This window comes from Pseudoalteromonas sp. SR41-8 (assembly GCF_014163915.1).
Taxonomy (GTDB): domain Bacteria; phylum Pseudomonadota; class Gammaproteobacteria; order Enterobacterales; family Alteromonadaceae; genus Pseudoalteromonas; species Pseudoalteromonas rhizosphaerae.
The window spans coordinates 1-255 of record NZ_JACJEE010000113.1; the positions used below are offsets into that span (position 1 = coordinate 1).

Genomic DNA, 255 nt, shown 5'->3' on the forward strand with positions numbered 1-255 from the left:
CTCAAGTGCTTTTTACTAGCTTGACTAGGCTTATCGCAAGTTAATACGTCCTTCATCGCCTCCAACTGCCAAGGCATCCACCGTGTACGCTTAGTCACTTAACCATACAACCCAAACGGGTCTTTATTTTGTGACAGTTTAACTTCGCCAGAAGTTAATATTGAATACTAAAGTAGATACCAATCAACAAACGTAAAACGTTCATTAAATGGCACTGAATGATACTGCTATCATTCTTTTTTACTTTTGAAAACT

At 37.6% G+C, this 255-nt stretch carries 1 rRNA gene; it reads right to left on the reverse strand.

Annotation, left to right across the window (positions count from 1 at the left end):
* Positions 1–104 (reverse strand): 23S ribosomal RNA (locus tag H5162_RS21220); the annotation flags it as partial.
* Between the last annotated feature and the right edge of the window lie 151 nt (positions 105–255).